This window comes from Streptomyces sp. col6, assembly GCF_008042035.1.
Taxonomy (GTDB): domain Bacteria; phylum Actinomycetota; class Actinomycetes; order Streptomycetales; family Streptomycetaceae; genus Streptomyces.
The window spans coordinates 736,746-750,764 of record NZ_RDBL01000013.1 but is presented as its reverse complement, the minus strand read 5'-3'; the positions used below and the strand labels follow the sequence as shown (position 1 = coordinate 750,764).

The 14,019-nt window shown below is 73.6% G+C and carries 14 protein-coding genes and 1 riboswitch; of the genes, 6 read left to right on the top strand and 8 right to left on the bottom strand.

The window, feature by feature from the left end; all coding sequences use genetic code 11:
- Window positions 1–15: 15 nt before the first annotated feature.
- The 3 genes from EAO73_RS20025 to EAO73_RS20015 form a co-directional block, all read right to left on the bottom strand.
- A complete protein-coding gene (locus EAO73_RS20025) occupies window positions 16–414 on the bottom strand; it encodes a DUF3040 domain-containing protein (protein ID WP_136315278.1) in 399 nt (132 codons plus the stop codon).
- A gap of 285 nt (window positions 415–699) precedes the next feature.
- Window positions 700–1,458 carry a class I SAM-dependent methyltransferase gene (locus EAO73_RS20020; RefSeq protein WP_147972883.1) on the bottom strand — a complete coding sequence of 253 codons (759 nt, stop codon included), beginning with the start codon at window positions 1,456–1,458 and terminating at the stop codon, window positions 700–702.
- Window positions 1,459–1,558: 100 nt separating this feature from the next.
- Entirely contained in the window at window positions 1,559–2,086 is a 528-nt protein-coding gene (locus tag EAO73_RS20015; protein ID WP_147972882.1) for an SAV_6107 family HEPN domain-containing protein, read from the bottom strand.
- A gap of 166 nt (window positions 2,087–2,252) precedes the next feature.
- On the opposite strand from EAO73_RS20015, the gene EAO73_RS20010 reads away from it, so the two are divergent.
- From EAO73_RS20010 to EAO73_RS19990, 5 genes are all read left to right on the top strand, one after another.
- On the top strand, window positions 2,253–3,050 hold the full coding sequence (locus EAO73_RS20010; protein ID WP_147972881.1) for an ATP-binding cassette domain-containing protein: 798 nt from the start codon (window positions 2,253–2,255) through the stop codon (window positions 3,048–3,050).
- Window positions 3,022–5,109: a YhgE/Pip family protein gene (locus EAO73_RS20005; RefSeq protein WP_147972880.1), complete on the top strand. Its 2,088-nt coding sequence runs from the start codon at window positions 3,022–3,024 to the stop codon at window positions 5,107–5,109. Before EAO73_RS20010 ends, EAO73_RS20005 begins: the two co-directional genes overlap by 29 nt.
- A 29-nt stretch (window positions 5,110–5,138) precedes the next feature.
- Window positions 5,139–5,750, top strand: coding sequence for a TetR/AcrR family transcriptional regulator (locus EAO73_RS20000; protein ID WP_147972879.1), 612 nt, complete (start codon window positions 5,139–5,141; stop codon window positions 5,748–5,750).
- 356 nt (window positions 5,751–6,106) lie between these two features.
- A complete protein-coding gene (locus tag EAO73_RS19995) occupies window positions 6,107–6,736 on the top strand; it encodes a DUF4126 domain-containing protein (protein WP_191134151.1) in 630 nt (209 codons plus the stop codon).
- A 38-nt stretch (window positions 6,737–6,774) separates the two neighbouring features.
- Complete coding sequence (locus EAO73_RS19990; protein WP_224756378.1) at window positions 6,775–8,283, top strand: phytoene desaturase family protein; 1,509 nt, start codon at window positions 6,775–6,777, stop codon at window positions 8,281–8,283.
- A gap of 34 nt (window positions 8,284–8,317) precedes the next feature.
- Here EAO73_RS19990 and EAO73_RS19985 read toward each other — a convergent pair whose 3' ends face one another.
- The 5 genes from EAO73_RS19985 to EAO73_RS19965 all read right to left on the bottom strand — a co-directional run bounded on the left by EAO73_RS19985 (window position 8,318) and on the right by EAO73_RS19965 (window position 12,690).
- Window positions 8,318–9,190, bottom strand: a complete 873-nt coding sequence (locus EAO73_RS19985; protein WP_147972877.1) for a hypothetical protein — start codon at window positions 9,188–9,190, stop codon at window positions 8,318–8,320.
- 50 nt (window positions 9,191–9,240) lie between these two features.
- Complete coding sequence (metF, locus tag EAO73_RS19980; protein WP_147972876.1) at window positions 9,241–10,158, bottom strand: methylenetetrahydrofolate reductase [NAD(P)H]; 918 nt, start codon at window positions 10,156–10,158, stop codon at window positions 9,241–9,243.
- Between the two features lie 151 nt (window positions 10,159–10,309).
- The gene (thiE, locus tag EAO73_RS19975) at window positions 10,310–10,963 is read right to left on the bottom strand and encodes a thiamine phosphate synthase (protein WP_147972875.1); all 654 of its coding nucleotides are present in this window, start codon (window positions 10,961–10,963) and stop codon (window positions 10,310–10,312) included.
- Between the two features lie 64 nt (window positions 10,964–11,027).
- Window positions 11,028–11,393 (bottom strand): Rv2175c family DNA-binding protein, encoded by a 366-nt coding sequence (locus EAO73_RS19970; RefSeq protein WP_147972874.1) that lies wholly within the window; start codon window positions 11,391–11,393, stop codon window positions 11,028–11,030.
- 64 nt (window positions 11,394–11,457) lie between these two features.
- On the bottom strand, window positions 11,458–12,690 hold the full coding sequence (locus tag EAO73_RS19965) for an NAD(P)/FAD-dependent oxidoreductase (RefSeq protein ID WP_147972873.1): 1,233 nt from the start codon (window positions 12,688–12,690) through the stop codon (window positions 11,458–11,460).
- 80 nt (window positions 12,691–12,770) lie between these two features.
- Window positions 12,771–12,882: riboswitch (TPP riboswitch) on the top strand.
- On the opposite strand from EAO73_RS19965, the gene thiO reads away from it, so the two are divergent.
- Window positions 12,880–14,019: glycine oxidase ThiO (thiO, locus tag EAO73_RS19960; RefSeq protein WP_147973554.1), on the top strand; the 1,140-nt coding region annotated here is incomplete at its 3' end. It overlaps the preceding riboswitch by 3 nt.

Here is a 14,019-nt window from a genome sequence, read left to right as displayed (position 1 = left end):
ATACGTGCTCTGTGTCTACTGTCCCTGCTCGTCACGGCGGCGCTGCCACCGCTGTTCGATCCGGTTCATCACGGACCGGCGCTGGCGGGACTGTCGGCGCTCACCCGCACCGCCGGTGCGCACCGCCTGCTGCTCGCCCGGCTTGGGCGCCTTGCGCCATCCCGTGACCGCGAGCACCGCGCAGCCCAGCATGACGAGGAAACCCACCACGCTGATCCAGATCTGCTGAGCGACCATTCCGGCCATGAGGAGCGCGATACCCACCAGAAAGCCAGCAACTGCCTGGTAGACCCGTCGCCGGGTGTACGTACGCAGCCCACTTCCCTCGAGCGCTGTCGCGAACTTGGGATCTTCGGCGTACAGCGCTCGCTCCATTTGCTCGAGCATTCGCTGCTCGTGCTCCGAGAGCGGCACGGAGTCCTCCTCGTCGTCGGCCGCGGGGGGCGGCCGGTATGCGGCCCTTCCAGGATAGGCAGGGAATCGCCCCCGTGAAACCCGCCCTCATTGCCAATCAGCCAGTCCGGGCCGCCACAACGGCTCAGCTGCTGAGGCGTTGATTCCCCAACCTCCGATCCGTCATGCCGGATGGTGTCCCCCGATCATACGGGGCCGGAGCCCCGAACGGGGCTGCCGGTGCGTACTCCGTCTGCCGCTGCGTCGCTGATCAGCCGCGCTGCCGCCGGTAACCCCCCGGGGGTCTCAGCCGCGCTTGGTGCCCAGGACGTGCAGCTGGGTGGCCACGGAGTGGAACGCCGGCAGTTCGGCGACGGCGGCCTCCAGCTTGAGCAGGGCTTCCATCGCGCCCGGCTCGGTGTCCACCAGGACTCCAGGGACGAGGTCGGCGAAGACCCGGACTCCGTGCACGGCGCCCACCTCGACCTCGGCTGCCGCGACCAGTTCGGTGAGCTGCTCGGCCGTGTACCGGCGGGGCATCGGGTCGCCCTCGCCCCAGCGGCCCTCCGGATCGTCCAGCGCGTGCCGCGCCTCGTTGAAGTGGCCGGCGAGAGCACGGGCCAGGACGGCGCCGCCCAGCCCGGCGGCGAGCAGGCTCAGCGCCCCGCCCGGCCGGAGGGCCTCCACCGCGTGCCGTACGCCCTCGGCGGGGTCGTCGACGTACTCCAGGACGCCGTGGCACAGCACCGCGTCGTATCCCCCGCGCTCCACCACGTCGAACAGGCCGAGGATGTCGCCCTGCACGCCGTGGACCCGGTCGGCCACCCCGGCCTCGGCGGCCCGGCGCTCCAGCGCGAACAGCGCGTTGGGGCTCGGGTCGACGACGGTGACCCGGTGGCCCAGCCGGGCGGCGGGCACGGCGAAGTTGCCCGTGCCGCCACCGGTGTCCAGCACGTCCAGGGCGTCCCTGCCGGTCACCTTGACCCGGCGGTCGAGGGCGTCCTTGAGGACCTCCCAGACCACAGCGGTACGGAGGGAGGCGCGGGGGCGCAGCGGGTCCGACACGGCAGTTGACTCCTCGGCACGGGCCGCCGCGGGGGCGGAGCGTGAACAGCGCAGGTAACAGGTCCTGTGCTCACCCTATTGCCTGGCGCCGTCCCCGCGGTCATCCCGCGTCCGGCCGCTCCCCGCGCGGCTTTGGGAGCACCGGCTGGAGCACGAGCAGCCGCTCGACCAGGCGCAGGAACATGGCCGCGTCGCGCAGCAGGTCGTCGGCCTGACGCCGGCTCGCGGCACCGGGTATGCCCGCCTCGGCGCGGGCCCGCCGGGCGGCCCCGGAGGCGAACAGGGCGCTCCACTCGGCGAGCTCGGGTGCCAGCTCCGGAAGGATCTCCCAGGCGCTGCGGATCGGCTCCCGGCGCCGGCGCGAGGGCTCGGGGCGGCCCCGCACCGCCAGCACGGCGGCGGCGGTGCGCAGGGCAGCGAGGTGTGCGGTGGCGTACCGCTCGTTGGGCACATCGAGGACAGCTGCCTCCTCCAGGCCCGCACGGGCCTGGGTGAGGAGATCGAGGGCGGCGGGCGGTGCGGTGGTGCGCCGGACGACGGGGTGGACATCGCGGGCCGGGCCGGTCGGTGAGGGAGCAGGGCCGTCTGCGCGGCGTCGCGGGGCGGCGGCTGCGGACGAGTGGGCCATGACAGAACCTCCTGTCTCGGTGACGGCTTCGTGGCCGTCTGTATCCATCGTGACGGCCCCCACTGACAATCGGCCTCGATCCCGCCCTGACCTGCGCTTTTGCTTCGATCGCGAGTTCGGGCTACCTTTTTGCACTGACCAGTCAGTTCAAAGAGGGGAGGGGCCCGTGGAGAGTCCGCACGGGGCGGCCGTCGCCGCCGACGGCCTGGGGCTCGAAGGACCGCGCGGCTGGGCCTTCCGTGACGTGACGTTCAGCGCGGACCCCGGTTCCCTGATCGCTGTGGAGGGCCCCTCCGGCTCGGGCCGCACCTGCCTTCTGCTCGCCCTGACCGGCCGTATGCGCCCCACCGAGGGCGAGGCGTCGACCGGTGGCCTCGCCCTGCCGCGCCGGGCCGCCGCCGTCCGCCGCGTCGCGGCACTGGGCCCGGTGCCCGGGGTCAGCGAGCTGGACCCGGCGTTCACGGTCGCCGAGCACCTGCGCGAACGGGCCCTGCTCCAGCGCCGCTACGACGGCTCCCTGCGCGCCCTGCTGCGCCCGCCGCGCGACCGTGCCGCCGCGGCACGCGCCCGGATCGACGCCGCCCTGGACGCGGCGGCGCTGGACCCCGCCACGCTGCCCAAGGCCGAGCGCACCGCCGTACGCGACCTGGAGCGGCCCGAGGCGCTGCGGCTCTCCGTGGCCCTCGCGCTGATGGGCCGGCCCCGGCTGCTCGCGGTGGACGACACCGATCTGAAGCTGTCCGACGCGGAGCGCGCCGAGGTCTGGGAGCTGCTGCGGTCCGTGGCCGCCGCCGGCACCACCGTGCTCGCCGTCTGCAGCGAGGCACCCGGGGACGCCGTCACCGTCCGCACGGACACCCCTGAGGAAACCCCCGAAGCGGCTGAACCGGCGCAGGCCGGGTCCGCAGCCACCACGCACGAGGAGGGACCGGCCGATGCGTTCGCCGAAACTGGCCGCGCTTGAGCTGAGGCGCTTCGGCAGGGGGCGCCTGCCGCGCGCCGCCCTGGCCGCGCTCCTGCTGCTCCCGCTGCTCTACGGCGCCCTGTACCTGTGGTCCTTCTGGGACCCGTACGGCCGCCTGGACCGCATCCCGGTCGCCCTGGTCAACGACGACAAGGGCGCCACCGCCGACGGCAAGCGCCTCGCGGCGGGCGATCAGATCACCGGCAAGCTCCTCGAATCCAAGGTCTTCGACTGGCACGAGGTGAGCGCGGCCGAGGCGGACAAGGGCGTCGAGGACGGCACGTACTACCTCTCGCTGCGCATGCCCGCCGACTTCAGCCGGCGCATCGCCTCCAGCGCGGGCGACTCCCCCGAGACCGGCGCGCTCCAGGTGCGGACCAACGACGCGAACAACTACATCGTCGGGCAGATCTCCCGGACGGTGTTCTCCGAGGTGCGCACGGCCGCGTCGGCCAACGCCTCTCGCGGGTTCCTGGACCGCATCTTCATCAGCTTCTCCGATCTGCACGACCAGACGGCGAAGGCGGCCAAGGGCGCGTCCGACCTCAAGGACGGGATCGGCAAGGCCAAGACGGGCTCGAAGGATCTCGCGGACGGCCTGAAGGACGCCAAGAAGGGCAGCGCCAAGCTGGCCGGGGGCATCGTGAAGCTGAACAAGGGAGCGGGCGACCTGGAGACCGGTTCGCGCCAGGTCGCCGACGGCACCCAGCTCCTCGCCGACAAGGTCAACGGAGTGGCCGCCGACGTGCGCCCGTTCCTGAAGGACAACGGGAAGACCATCGGCGACACCGCCCGGCTGGTCGCCGACTCGTCGAAGACCGTACGGGACAACCTGGACCTGCTGGTGAAGGCGGCGCCCACCGCCGCCACCGCCGCGCACACCGCCGCCGACGACCTCACCGAGATCCACCGCACCCGCTGCACCGAGCAGCCGGTCCCCGACCCCACCGTCTGCCCGCCGCTCAAGCGGGCCGTGACGGCGGCGGACGACGTCGCCTCCGTGGCCGACGACGTGAACGTGCTGGTCAAGAACCAGAACGGGGACCTCAAGAAGCTGCGCACCCAGCTGACGACCCTGGAGAAGCAGGCGAAGGACCTCGCCGCGCGCTCCCCGCGCCTGGACGAGGACCTGGAAGCCGCGGTCAGGAAGGTCAACGCGCTGAACACCGGCGCGCACAAGGTCGCCAAGGGCGCGGACCGGCTGCACACCGGCCTCGGCACCGCGAAGACCGGCTCGGCCGACCTGAGAACGGGCGTCGGCAAGCTCAAGAAGGGCGCCGACAGCCTGGACAAGGGGATGGTCCGCCTCAGCGACGGCTCCACCACGCTCGCCCAGGGCCTCGGCGACGGCGTCGACAAGATCCCCGACTACGGCAAGAAGGACCGCGACGCCCGTACGGAGGTCATGGCCGACCCCGTACGGCTGGCATCGCAGTCGCTGCACTCCGCCCCGAACTACGGCACGGGCTTTGCGCCCTACTTCATCCCGCTCTCCCTGTGGGTCGGCGCGATGGTGGCGTACATGCTGATCCAGCCGCTCAGCCGGCGCGCGCTGGCCGCCGGGGCACCGGCCTGGCGGATCGCGCTCGCGGGCTGGCTGCCGGTGGCCGGGATCGGACTGCTCCAGACCGCCGCGCTGATGTCCGTCCTGCACTGGGGCCCCGGCCTCGACATGGCGCACACCGCCGGGACCCTCGGCTTCCTGGCGCTGGTCACCTGCTGCTTCGCGGCGATCGTGCAGTGGCTGAACGCCTGCTTCGGGGCGGCGGGGCGCATCCTCGTCCTCGCGCTGCTGATGCTCCAGCTGACCTCGGCCGGCGGCACCTACCCCGTACAGACCAGTCCGGGCTTCTTCAACGCGATCCACCCCTACCTGCCGATGAGCTACGTCGTGGAGGGGCTGCGCCGGCTGATCACGGGCGGCGGGCTCGGCCCGGTCTGGCAGGGCTGCGCGGTCCTGGCGGCGTTCACTGCCGGTGCGCTCGCGCTGACCGCCCTGTCGGCACGCCGCAAGCAGATGTGGACACTGGAGCGGCTCCACCCGGAGCTGAGCCTGTGAGCCTGCCCGGACCTGTGAGAATCAGGAGCATGGAAAGCAGTAGCAGCACGCGCCGCCAGGCCACCCGGCAGAAGCTCTACGAAGCGGCCGTCACCCTCATCGCCGAGAAGGGCTTCTCGGCGACCACGGTGGACGAGATCGCCGACCGGGCCGGGGTCGCCAAGGGCACGGTCTACTACAACTTCAAGAGCAAGACCGAACTCTTCGAGGAGCTGCTGCGCCACGGCGTCGGACTGCTCACCGCCTCCCTGCGCGCGGCGGCCGAGGAGACCGGCGCACGCGGCGGCAGCCGGGTCGAGGCGCTGGACGCCATGATCCGGGCCGGACTGGTCTTCATCGACCGCTACCCCGCCTTCACCCAGCTGTACGTGGCCGAGCTGTGGCGCACCAACCGTGCCTGGCAGTCCACCCTGCTGGTGGTGCGCCGCGACGCGGTCGCCGTGGTGGAGGGCGTCATCGCGGAGGGCGTGGCGAACGGCGAGCTGAGCGAGGAGATCGACGTCCCGCTGACGGCGGCGGCGCTGGTCGGCATGGTGCTGGTGGCGGCGCTGGACTGGCAGGCGTTCCAGCCGGAGCGCTCGATCGACGACGTGCACTCGGCCCTGTCCCTGCTGCTGCGCGGCCGCGTCAGCGGGCACTGAGACCCCCGCGCCCTTCCCGTACGCACGGAAGGCGCCGGCCGTGCCGGGCCCGGAATTCCGAGCCCGCCCGACCGGCGCCTTCCGTGCTGCCGGAGGACCGTCCCCCGTGACCCCGTGTCCCCCGTGGTCCCGAAGTCCTCCGCCGCGCACCCCCGTTCGGAAGGGGGAGCCGCTCCGCCACCGCCGCCCCGTGCCGGCGGTGGCGGAGCGGCGCCCCTTCCGTGCCCCCACTCTGCCGTCCGGGCAGGTCGCCGCCCATCCGTGCGGCTACTCATCCCGCGCCCTGAGTACGGGTACTCAGAGCCGGGTGTCCGCGCCCTGCCCCGATGTCGGAGCCGCTGGCTACCATCACGTCCGTGTCCGTACTTCCTCTGGTCTTCACAAGCGGCTGGGCGAGCGGGATCAACGCGTACGCGGTGGTCCTCCTGCTCGGCATATTCGGCGCGACCGGCGTCAGCGACGAGGTGCCCGCCTCGCTCCAGCGCACCGACGTCCTCGTGGTCGTCGCGGTCCTCTTCCTCTGCGAGGTGGTCGCCGACAAGGTCCCGTACGTGGACACCGTCTGGGACGCGGTGCACACGGTGATCAGGCCGCTGACGGGGGCGGTCGTGGCGGCGCTCCTGGCCGGTGAGAGCGGTTCGCTGCCGGAGGTCGCGGCCGGCGCCATCGGGGGGTCCACCGCGCTGGTGAGCCATCTGGTGAAGGCCGGGACGCGGATGGCGGTCAACACCTCCCCCGAACCCTTCAGCAACATCGCGCTGAGCGCCGCCGAGGACCTGGGCGTCGCGGGGATCGTCACCTTCGCGATCTTCCATCCGTGGATCGCGGCCGGCCTCGCCGGAACGCTCCTCGTCATCGGCCTGGTGGTCGTGATCTTCCTGGCCTCCCGCATCCGCAGGTTCTGGCGCCGCAGGGCGCAGCGGCGCGAGGAGAAGCGCCGGGCACAGCAGCCCGGCTACGCGGCGCCGGGCGCCCCACCGACCTGACGGCCGGGGTGTCGGTGGCGGCGGTTAAGGTCGCTCCCATGGCACGAATTGCGGTGATCGGCGCCGGGATGGGCGCGATGGCGGCGGCGGCCCGGCTGGCCGTGGCAGGCCACCGGGTGGCGGTGTACGAGCGGTCGCGGACGTACGGCGGCTCGCTCGGGCAGCACGCCGATGAGGGCTTCGCGTTCGACACCGGGCCCGGACTGCTCCACCTCCCCGCGGTCTACCGGGACCTGTTCGTCAAGACCGGCAAGGAGCCGCTGGAGCGGTGCGTGACGCTGACCCAGGTGGACCCGGCGAGCCGCCATGTCTTCGCGGACGGCACCGTCGTCTCCCTGCCGAACGCCTCGCGCGCCGGGGCCCTCGCCGCCCTCGACACCGCGCTCGGTGGGGGTGCGGGTGCGACGTGGGGGGCGTTCCTCGACCGGGCCCGGGACGCGTGGGACCGCTCGCGGCGGCCGCTCCTGGAGGAGCCGCTGCGCCCCGACTGGCAGGTGCTGGGCCGTGACCCGTATCCGGCCGAGGAGCGCCGGCGGCTGCTGCGCCCGGCGCGGCGGGCGGGGACGGTCGCGGAGATCGGTTCCTGGGAGCTGGCGGATCCCCGGCTGGCGGCCCTGCTCGACGGGTACGCGCTCGCGTACGGTCTGGACCCGTCGCACGCGCCGGCGAGCGCGGCGCTGCTGCCGTACATGGAGGAGACGTTCGGCAGCTGGTACGTCATGGGCGGCATGCGGGCGCTGGCGCGGGCGGTGTACGAGCGGTGCCTGGCCCGGAAGGTGGAGTTCGCCTTCGGCGCCGAGGTGGCCCGGGTCGTCGAGAAGGACGGCCGCGCGGCGGGCGTGGAGCTGGCGGACGGGACGGTCGCGGAGGCGGACCACGTGGTGCTCGGGGCGCGGCCGTGGCCCGGTCTGGTGCCGGGTCAGGAGCTGTGGGCCGACGGGGATGTGACGGCGCGTGCGGACGCGGCGGCGACCGGCCGGTTCGTGGTGATGCTGTCGCTGCGCGGTGGGCGGCCCGCCGATGCCGTGCACCGGACCGTGGTCCACCCGGCGGACGGGGCGGACGAGCGCGCGGCCGTGTTCGGGGGCCGGACCGCCGCGCATCCCACGGTGACCGTGCTGCGGCCCGACGACCCGTCGACCCGCCCCGACGCGGAGCACGAGGCGGTGACGCTGATGGCTACGGTGGCCCCGCACGGCCCGGTGGACTGGACGGACGAGGCGCTGCGGGCCGGGTTCACGCGGACGCTGACCGATGCGGCGGAGGCGGCCGTTCCGGGGCTGCGGGGGCGGGTGCTGCGGACGATGGTGCGGACGCCCGCCGAGACCGCCGCGGACACGGGTGCCGAGGGCGGTGCTGTTCCGGCGCCGGCGCTGGCGGGTGCCGGGGGCGCGTTCCTGCACGCCGCCAACCGGACCCGGCTGCCGGGTCTGCTGCTGGCCGGCGGCTGGTCGCATCCGGGCGGCGGACTCGCGCACGCGGGCATGTCCGGGGCGCTGGTCGCGGGGACCGTGGTGGAGGGGGACGGCTTCCGCGGCTCGCAGTGAGCGGTCCCGGGCCCTCAGCGGCGGTGACGGGCCGTCAGTAGCGGTACTGGTCGTTGTAGCCGGTGTCGTAGCCGTTGGGGTACTGGGCCGGCTGGGCGGCAGGCTGCTGCGGGTACTGCTCGCCCTCGCGCTGCTGCGGCACCCAGACACCGCCCGGCGGGGTCTCGGACGGCCCGTAGCCGTCGGGCTGCGCGTACGGGTCGCCGCCGTACTGCTGCTGCTGGTTGCCGTACCCGTCGTAGTTCCGGTAGCCGTCGTAGGAGCCGTACTGCGGGGTGCTCGCGGTGGTGCCGATGTACGGGTCGGAGTAGGCGGCGTAGCTCTGCTGGTCCGTGCCGTAGTCGTACTGCCCCGCCGCGGCGTAGCCGTCCTGGCCCTGGGGCTGGGCGGCGTAGTCGGTGTACGGGTCGTAGGCGTCGTAACCCGGCGCGGCCTGGGGCTCGTGGGAGGGCCTGGACGGCGCGGGGTCGGTGTACACGCCGTACTGGCCGGTGTCGTCGGGCATCGGTTCGGTCGCGTAGACCGAGGCCGGGGCGGCCGGCGGGGCGGACGGGACGTCAGGGGCGCCGCCCTCGTACTCCACCTCCAGGTCCGAGACCTCCAGCGTGGGCTTGCGGTCGCCGCCGCCGCGCCGGCGACGGCTCTCGCCGGGCTTGCCCCCTATCGCCCAGCCGGTGGAGAAGCCCTTGCGGAAGGAGAGCGTGACGTAGGTCTGGCCGGTGGCGAAGGCCACGGCGCCGAGGGCGATGACGGGCACGGACGGCATCAGGACGCCGATGACCACGCCGAGGAAGCCGGTGAAGGCGAGCAGCCGCCAGCGCAGCCGCGCCTTGTACTGCAGCAGCACCTCGCCGAGCAGCCACAGCGCGACGACACCGAACGCGATGTAGAGGACCGTCCAGCCCATGCCCGCCCCCTTCTACGGCCACCGCCCCGGGTGGTGGCGGGTACGGCCGGTCACGACTGCTTGTGCAGTCCGAGATTCTCGTAGATCTCAAGCGTCGCAGTCGAGTTGTTCAGCGTGATGAAGTGCAGTCCGGGCACACCCTCGGAAAGCAGCTTCGCGCTGAACCGCGTTGCGAAGTCGATGCCAATGGAGCGTACAGCGGCGGGGTCGTCCTTGGCGGCGAGGATGCGCTCTTTCAGGTCGTCGGGCAGCTTCGCGTCGCTGAGCTGGGAGAACCGTTCCAGTTGCCGGACGTTGGTGACCGGCATGACCTCGGGGATGATCGGGGTTTCGCAACCCGCGGCGACCACCCGGTCACGCATCCGGAGATACGCCTCCGGGTCGAAGAACATCTGCGTGATCGCGTAGTCGGCGCCCGCGCGGCACTTGTCCACGAAGTGTCGAATGTCGGTGTCCCAGTCCTCCGAGCGCGGGTGCCGCTCGGGGAACGCGGCGACGCCCACGCAGAAGTCACCGGCCTCCTTGATCAGCCGGACCAGGTCCGCCGCGTACTTCACGCCCTGCGGGTGCTCGACCCACGGGCCCATCGGGTCGCCCGGCGGGTCGCCGCGCAGGGCGAGGATGTTGCGGATGCCGACGTCCGCGAACTGGCCGACCATGTTGCGCAGTTGGGCGACCGAGTGGTCGACGGCCGTGAGGTGCGCGACCGGGGTGAGCGTGGACTCGGCGGCGATGTCCTGGGTGGCCTTCACCGTGCCGGAGCGGGTGGAGCCACCGGCCCCGTACGTCACCGAGACGAAGCTCGGGGCGACGGCCTCGACCCGGCGCAGCGCGTTCCAGAGGTTGCGCTCGCCCTTCTCGGTCTTGGGCGCCCAGAACTCGAACGAGTACGAGGTCGCGCCGGTCGCGAGCATCTCACGCACGGTGCGCGCGTGATCTGTCCTGGTGGAAGGTGTGCCAAGGGCCATACGGGCAGGTTAACCAGGGCGGGGCGGGCCCCCAACCGAACCGGAGTCATTTGCCGGAATTGACTGATTCTTGTCCATCCTTCGGACAGATTCGTCCCAGACCCGCCCCTGGGGCCTCCGTCGGCCGTCGGCCCGGAACCCGCGGCACCGGTCAGGCCCCGGCGCGCTCGCGGACCCTGCGGGCCAGCTCAGCGGCGGCGGCGCCCGGGTCGGACGCCTCGGTGAGGGCCCGTACGACGACGATCCGGCGGGCACCGGCGTCCAGCACCTGGTCGAGGTTGTCCGCGTCGATGCCCCCGATGGCGAACCAGGGGCGCGCGGGGGCGAGCGAGGCGGCGTAGCGCACGAGGTCCAGACCGGGCGCGTGGCGGCCGGGCTTGGTGGGGGTGGGCCAGCAGGGGCCGGTGCAGAAGTAGTCGACGCCGGGCTCGGCGACGGCGGCGTCGACCTCGGCCTCGGCGTGCGTGGAACGGCCGATGACCGGCTCGGTGCCGATGATCGCGCGGGCCGCGGGCACCGGCAGGTCGCCCTGGCCCAGGTGCAGCACGTCGGCGCCGATGGTGTGGGCCACGTCCGCCCGGTCGTTGACGGCGAGAAGCCTGCCGTGACGCTTGCAGGCGTCGGCAAGGACCGCGAGGTGCTCCAGCTCCTCGGCGGCCTCCATGCCCTTGTCGCGCAGCTGGACGATGTCGACGCCGCCGGCGAGCACCGCGTCGAGGAACTCGGGCAGGTCGCCCTGGCGCCTGCGGGCGTCCGTGCACAGGTAGAGCCGGGCGTCGGACAGCTGCGCGCGAGGCGTGGACATGGTGCGGTTCCCCCCGGGGAAGACGGTGACGGCGGATCGGTGGTGCGGCGGTGGTGCGGGTCGGTCAGACGGCGAGCGCCTGGGCGCGGCGCTTCACCTCCGTGCCGCGATTCTCACTCAGTGCCTGCGCGGGCGTGCCCGGCAGGGTGGGGTCGGGGGTGAAGAGCCATTCCAGCATCTCCTCGTCGGAGTAGCCGTCGTCCTTCAGGAGCGTCAGGGTCCCCGAGAGGCCCTTGACGACCTTGCTGCCGTCGATGAAGGCGGCCGGCACCTGGAGCGTCCGGTTCTCACCACGGCGTACGGCGATGAGCTGGCCCTCCTTGACCAGCTGCCGCACACGCGTCACCTCGACATCGAGCATTTCCGCGATGTCGGGCAGGTGGAGCCAGGCGGGGACGAGTGCATCGGTCTTTGCGTCAATCTCGGTCACGGGACAAGCCTGCCATCCCGGACTGACAGCCGAAACCCGGACTCGGCCCTTCAGGTCCACGCCCCTACGGCAGGACCGTCGTCTTCAGCGGTACGGAGGGGTCCGCGGCCCGCCCCGCGTCGATCCGGCTCCCCGCCTCGATGAGCCGGCGCCCCTGGGCCAGGTCGCGCGGGCGCCCGACCGCGAGCACCGCGACCAGGACGCCGTCGCGCAGCCAGCACACCGACCAGGCGGGCTCGGCCGGGTCGCCGCGCCACAGCAGGGTGTCCGCGTCCGCGTGGTGTCCGGCGTACTGCACGAACCGGCCGAACTGCTCGGACCAGAAGTAGGGCACGGGGTCGTAGGGCGGGATGTCGGCGCCTTCGGCCGCGATGTGGGCGGCGGCGGTACGGGGGCCCTGGAGGGCGTTGTCCCAGTGGTGGACGACCAGACGGGTGCCGTAGCGCGCGGAGGGGAAGGAGGCGCAGTCGCCGACGGCGTACACATCGGGCAGCGAGGTGCGCAGCGCCGCGTCGGCGGTCACCGAGCCCTCGGGTCCGAGGGCGATGCCGGAGCCGGCCAGCCAGCCGGTGGCGGGCCGGGCGCCGATACCGACGACGACGGCACCGGCCGGGAGGATGCGGCCGTCGTCGAGGACCACCGCGCCGGACTCGACGCGGGCCACCCGGGCGCCGGTGAGGAGGCGGGCGCCGCTCTCCTCGTACCAGCCGGCCATCGGGGCGGCGACCTCGGCGGGCAGGGCGCCGGCCAGCGGCCGGTCGGCGGCCTCCACGACGGTGACCTCACAGCCGGCGGCGCGGGCCGCCGTGGCGAACTCCGCGCCGATCCAGCCGGCGCCGACGACCACGACGGGGTGCCCCGCTTCGAGGACGGGCCGCAGCCGGGCCGCGTCGTCGAGGGTGCGCAGCAGATGGACGCCGGGCACACCGTCGGAGCCGGGCAGGGCGACGGGTTCGGCGCCGGTGGCGAGGACCAGGACGTCGTAGGGCACCGGGCCCGCCGAGGTGTCCAGCTCGTGGTCGCCGGCGCGCACGCCGGTGACCTCGCAGCCCAGGTGCAGGGCGATACCGAGCCCCTCGAAGTCGATGTCGAAGGCGGACTCCTCCGCCTTGCCGAGGAGCACCGCCTTGGACAGCGGGGGCCGGTCGTAGGGCTGGTGGGGCTCGGCGCCGATCAGGGTGACGAGTCCGGTGAAGCCCTGTTCCCGCAGGGCGACCGCGGTCTGCACGCCCGCCATGCCCGCGCCGGCGACGACGACCCGGCGCTCCGTCCGCTCTGCCCGCTGCTGCTCGCTCACCTGTCCACCTTACGTACCTGACCGGGCGTCAGGAAAGGGTGGCCCCACCCGGCCCGCGGGGCGGGGTCTAGGGTGGCCACCGTAAGACACGCGGGAGCCCGGACGCACCGGGCTGAGAGGGAGGCTGGCGGCCTCCGACCGTACGAACCTGATCCGGGTCATGCCGGCGAAGGGAGGAGCTGGACGCCCATGCGCATCCATCGCACCGACGGGTCCGACGTCCTCGTCATCGGGGGCGGCATCATCGGCCTGGTGACCGCCTGGCGGGCCGCACGGCGCGGCCTGTCCGTCGCGCTCGCCGACCCCGAACCGGGCGGCGGAGCGGCCCGGGTCGCGGCCGGGATGCTGGCCGCCGTCACCGAGCTGCACTACGGCGAGGAGATGCTGCTCGGCCTCAACCTCGCCTCGGCCCGGCGTTATCCGTCGTTCACGGCCGAGCTGGAGGAGGCGAGCGGGCGGGACATCGGCTTCCGCGCCTGCGGCACCCTGGCCGTCGCACTGGACGCCGACGACCGCGCCCATCTGCGCGAACTCCACGAGCTGCAACGCCGCTCGGGCCTGGAGTCGGAGTGGCTGACCGGGCGCGAGTGCCGCCGCCTGGAGCCGATGCTCGCCCCGGGCGTGCGCGGCGGGCTGCGGGTGGACGGCGACCACCAGGTCGACCCGCGCCGGCTCGCCGCCGCGCTGCTCACCGCGTGCGAACGGGCCGGGGTGGTCTTCCGCCGCCGCCGGGCCGACCGCCTCTCGGTGGTGGCCGACCGGGCCGTGGGGGCCGTGCTCGACGACGGTACGGAGGTGGCCGCCGACCAGGTCGTGCTCGCGGCGGGCAGCTTCAGCGGCCGGCTCGCCGGGGTGCCCGCCCACGTCCTGCCGCCGGTCCGCCCGGTCAAGGGCCAGGTGCTGCGGCTCACCGTGCCCCCGGCGTACGCCCCCTTCCTCTCGCGCACCGTGCGGGCGGTGGTCCGGGGCAGCCACGTCTATCTCGTCCCGCGCGAGAACGGCGAGCTGGTCGTCGGCGCCACCACCGAGGAGATGGGCTGGGACACCACCGTCACGGCGGGCGGGGTCTACGAGCTGCTGCGCGACGCCCATGAGCTGGTGCCCGGCATCACCGAGCTGCCGCTGACCGAAACCCGTGCCGGTCTGCGCCCCGCCTCCCCCGACAACGCCCCGCTGCTCGGCCGCACCGCGCTGCCCGGCCTCCACCTCGCCACCGGCCACGGTCGCAACGGCGTGCTGCTCACCCCCGTCACCGGAGACGCCATGGCCGCGCTGCTGGCCGACGGCGAGCTGCCCGAGGCGGCCCGCCCCTTCTCCCCCGGCCGGTTC

Bases quoted from the DNA above. Each gene is read 5' to 3' on its own strand.
- EAO73_RS19990 (WP_224756378.1), top strand. From the start codon at position 6,775: ATGGCACGAATTGCGGTGATCGGCGCCGGGATGGGCGCGATGGCGGCG.
- EAO73_RS20015 (WP_147972882.1), bottom strand. From the start codon at position 2,086: ATGGCCCACTCGTCCGCAGCCGCCGCCCCGCGACGCCGCGCAGACGGC.
- metF (WP_147972876.1), bottom strand. From the start codon at position 10,158: ATGGCCCTTGGCACACCTTCCACCAGGACAGATCACGCGCGCACCGTG.
- EAO73_RS20005 (WP_147972880.1), top strand. From the start codon at position 3,022: ATGCGTTCGCCGAAACTGGCCGCGCTTGAGCTGAGGCGCTTCGGCAGG.
- EAO73_RS19985 (WP_147972877.1), bottom strand. From the start codon at position 9,190: ATGGGCTGGACGGTCCTCTACATCGCGTTCGGTGTCGTCGCGCTGTGG.
- EAO73_RS20000 (WP_147972879.1), top strand. From the start codon at position 5,139: ATGGAAAGCAGTAGCAGCACGCGCCGCCAGGCCACCCGGCAGAAGCTC.
- thiE (WP_147972875.1), bottom strand. From the start codon at position 10,963: ATGTCCACGCCTCGCGCGCAGCTGTCCGACGCCCGGCTCTACCTGTGC.